The sequence below is a fragment of the Pseudomonas sp. ADPe genome, assembly GCF_014843515.1.
GTDB classification, from domain to species: domain Bacteria; phylum Pseudomonadota; class Gammaproteobacteria; order Pseudomonadales; family Pseudomonadaceae; genus Pseudomonas; species Pseudomonas citronellolis.
In genome coordinates, this window is the sequence record NZ_CP062122.1 from 6547801 (window position 1) to 6550869 (window position 3069).

Annotated in this window: 3 protein-coding genes; all 3 read left to right on the forward strand. The window is 70.4% G+C overall.

Annotated elements, in window-relative coordinates:
- Positions 1-178 precede the first annotated feature (178 nt).
- Positions 179-1594 (forward strand): aspartate aminotransferase family protein, encoded by a 1416-nt coding sequence (locus IG194_RS29530; protein WP_058489630.1) that lies wholly within the window; start codon positions 179-181, stop codon positions 1592-1594.
- Between the two features lie 294 nt (positions 1595-1888).
- A complete protein-coding gene (locus IG194_RS29535) occupies positions 1889-2107 on the forward strand; it encodes an MbtH family protein (protein WP_009622053.1) in 219 nt (72 codons plus the stop codon).
- Entirely contained in the window at positions 2108-2860 is a 753-nt protein-coding gene (locus IG194_RS29540) for a thioesterase II family protein (protein WP_082996403.1), read from the forward strand.
- Positions 2861-3069 lie beyond the last annotated feature (209 nt).

The following is a 3069-nucleotide window of genomic DNA, read 5'->3' on the forward strand; positions in this document are numbered from 1 at the left end:
TGCAGCCCACGCGCGGTTCGCCGCGCGCAGGCCGCCCTGCGCCCGCGAAAAGGGCGCCGGGGCAGGGCACGGCCGGCGGTAAATCCCGAGCGCCGCGCTGCGTTATTCACTACAGCCGCTCCGCCATCGCGGGGCACCCGTCAACCGTGGCACACCACCACGTCTCGAGGTTGAAGACATGCAAGTCGCTACCAGCGTCATCGATGACCAGCCTGCCCATGCCGAACCGGCCGCGGGCGAAACCCTCTACGAATTCACCGAATCGCCGCTGCTGGCGCGCCAGCGCCACCAGGAGTCCAACGCGCGCAGCTACCCGCGGCGCATCCCCCTGGCGCTGAAGAAGGCCCGCGGGCTGTACGTCGAGGACGTCGAGGGCCGCCGCTTCATCGACTGCCTGGCCGGCGCCGGCACCCTGGCCCTGGGCCACAACCACCCGGTGGTGATCGAGGCGATCCAGCAGGTGCTGGCCGACGAACTGCCGCTGCACACCCTGGACCTGACCACCCCGGTGAAGGATGCCTTCGTCCAGGACCTGTTCGGCCTGCTGCCGCCACAGCTGGCGCGCGAGGCGAAGATCCAGTTCTGCGGGCCCACCGGCGCCGACGCCGCGGAAGCCGCGCTCAAGCTGGTGCGCACCGCCACCGGGCGCAGCACCGTGCTGTCGTTCCAGGGCGGCTACCACGGCATGACCCAGGGCGCCCTGGGGCTGATGGGCAACCTGGGGCCGAAGAAGGCCCTGGGCGCGGTGCTGGGCAACGGCGTGCAGTTCCTGCCGTACCCCTACGACTACCGCTGCCCCTTCGGCCTCGGCGGCGAGGCCGGGGTGCGCGCCAACCTGCACTACCTGGAGAGCGTGCTGAACGACCCGGAAAGCGGCGTGCCGCTGCCGGCGGCGGTGGTGGTGGAAGTGGTGCAGGGCGAGGGCGGCGTGGTGCCCGCCGACCTGCAGTGGCTGCGCGGCCTGCGGCGCATCACCGAGAAGGCCGGGGTGGCGCTGGTGATCGACGAGATCCAGACCGGCTTCGGCCGCACCGGGCGTATGTTCGCCTTCGAGCACGCCGGCATCGTCCCCGACGTGGTGCTGCTGTCCAAGGCCATAGGCGGCAGCCTGCCGCTGGCGGTGGTGGTCTACCGCGACTGGCTGGACACCTGGCAGCCCGGCGCCCATGCCGGCACCTTCCGCGGCAACCAGATGGCCATGGCCGCCGGCTCCGCGGTGATGCGCTACCTCAAGGAACACGACGTGCCCGGCCACGCCGCGGCCATGGGCGAGCGCCTGGCCGAGCACCTGCGCATCCTCCAGCGCAGCTACCCGCAGCTGGGCGACATCCGCGGCCGCGGGCTGATGCTCGGGGTGGAAGTGGTCGACGCCGAAGGCGCCGCCGACAGCCTCGGCCACCCGCCGGCCAACCCCGCGCTGGCCTCGCGCATCCAGCGCGAATGCCTGCGCCGCGGGCTGATCCTCGAACTGGGCGGCCGCCACGGCGCGGTGGTGCGCTTCCTGCCGCCGCTGGTGATCAGCGCCGAGCAGATCGACGAAGTGGCCCGCCGCTTCGCCCACGCCCTGGCCGCGGCGGTGCCATGCCTGGCGTAGGGCGTATAACCGTTCGCGGTTATACGCCGTTACCCACCCCCCGGATCAACCTCGTGGCCGCCTGGAGTCGAGGCCAATCGGCGGATAACGTGGAACGTTATCCGCCCTACGCGCTGTGTTTGCCGGAGGGCGTAGGAGCGGATCTCATCCGCGAACCGCGCCGGAACCTCCGGCTATCGCGGACAAGGTCCGCTCCTACGAAGGGCCTCGGCACCTAATTTTCCCCCCACCCACTTCGTTAACCCTTAGCGGCCACCCCCGGGGCGGCCGGCCCATCCAGTTGAGGAAAGCGCAATGACTTCTGTATTCGACCGCGAAGACATCCCATTCGAAGTGGTGGTGAACCACGAGGAGCAGTACTCCATCTGGCCGCAGTACAAGGAAATCCCCGCCGGCTGGCGCGCCGTGGGCAAGAGCGGGCTGAAGAAGGACTGCCTGGCCTATATCGAGCAGGTCTGGACCGACATGCGCCCGCTGAGCCTGCGCCAGCACATGGACAAGGCGGCCGGCTGAGTGGCGCTGCGACTCTTCTGCCTGCCGTACTCCGGCGCCAGCGCCATGGTCTACAGCCGCTGGCGGCGCAAGCTGCCGGCCTGGCTGCAGCTGCGCCCGGTGGAGCTGCCGGGGCGCGGCGCGCGCATGGCCGAGCCGCTGCACACCGAGCTGGCCGGCCTGGCCCGGCAGCTGGCCCGCGAGCTGCACGACGAAGTGCGCCAGGGCCCCTACGCGGTACTCGGCCACAGCCTGGGCGCGCTGCTCGCCTGCGAGCTGCTCTACGCCCTGCGCGAGCTGGGCAGCCCGACGCCCCTGGGGCTGTTCGCCTCGGGCACGGCGGCGCCGTCGCGGCGCGCGGAATACGACCGCGGCTTCGCCGAGCCGAAGAGTGACGCCGAGCTGATCGCCGACCTGCGCGACCTGCAGGGCACCCCCGAGGAAGTGCTGGCCAACGCCGAGCTGATGAGCCTGACGCTGCCCATCCTGCGCGCCGACTTCCTGCTCTGCGGCAGCTACCGCCACCAGCGCCGCGCGCCGCTGGCCTGCCCCATCCAGGTGCTCGGCGGGCGTGCCGACAAGGCCAGCGAGGAACAGCTGCTGGCCTGGGGCGAGGAAACCTGTGCCGACTTCGAACTGCAACTGTTCGACGGCGGGCACTTCTTCATCCACGAGCAGGAGGCCACCGTGCTGCCCTGCATCGAGCGGCGCCTGCAACGCTGGCGCGCGGGCGAGGGTTCGCTCGCTCCCCTGGCGCAGGCCGCGACCTTCTGAGCCCATCGGCAACGCGTGGGCCGGGTGCTGGCGACGGCACCCGGCTTTCGCCGCTTCCTGTTTATAACTATTTGATATTTAGGTAGAAATTATTTCCTGCCGGCCGTCCCGATCAGCGCCGCGAAGCTAATTTTCCGCCGTTCCTGTCCGTTCCCCATGAGCCCACTCGAGCCCTGGCGCTCGTTGCCCACGTGCACGGAAGAAGACAG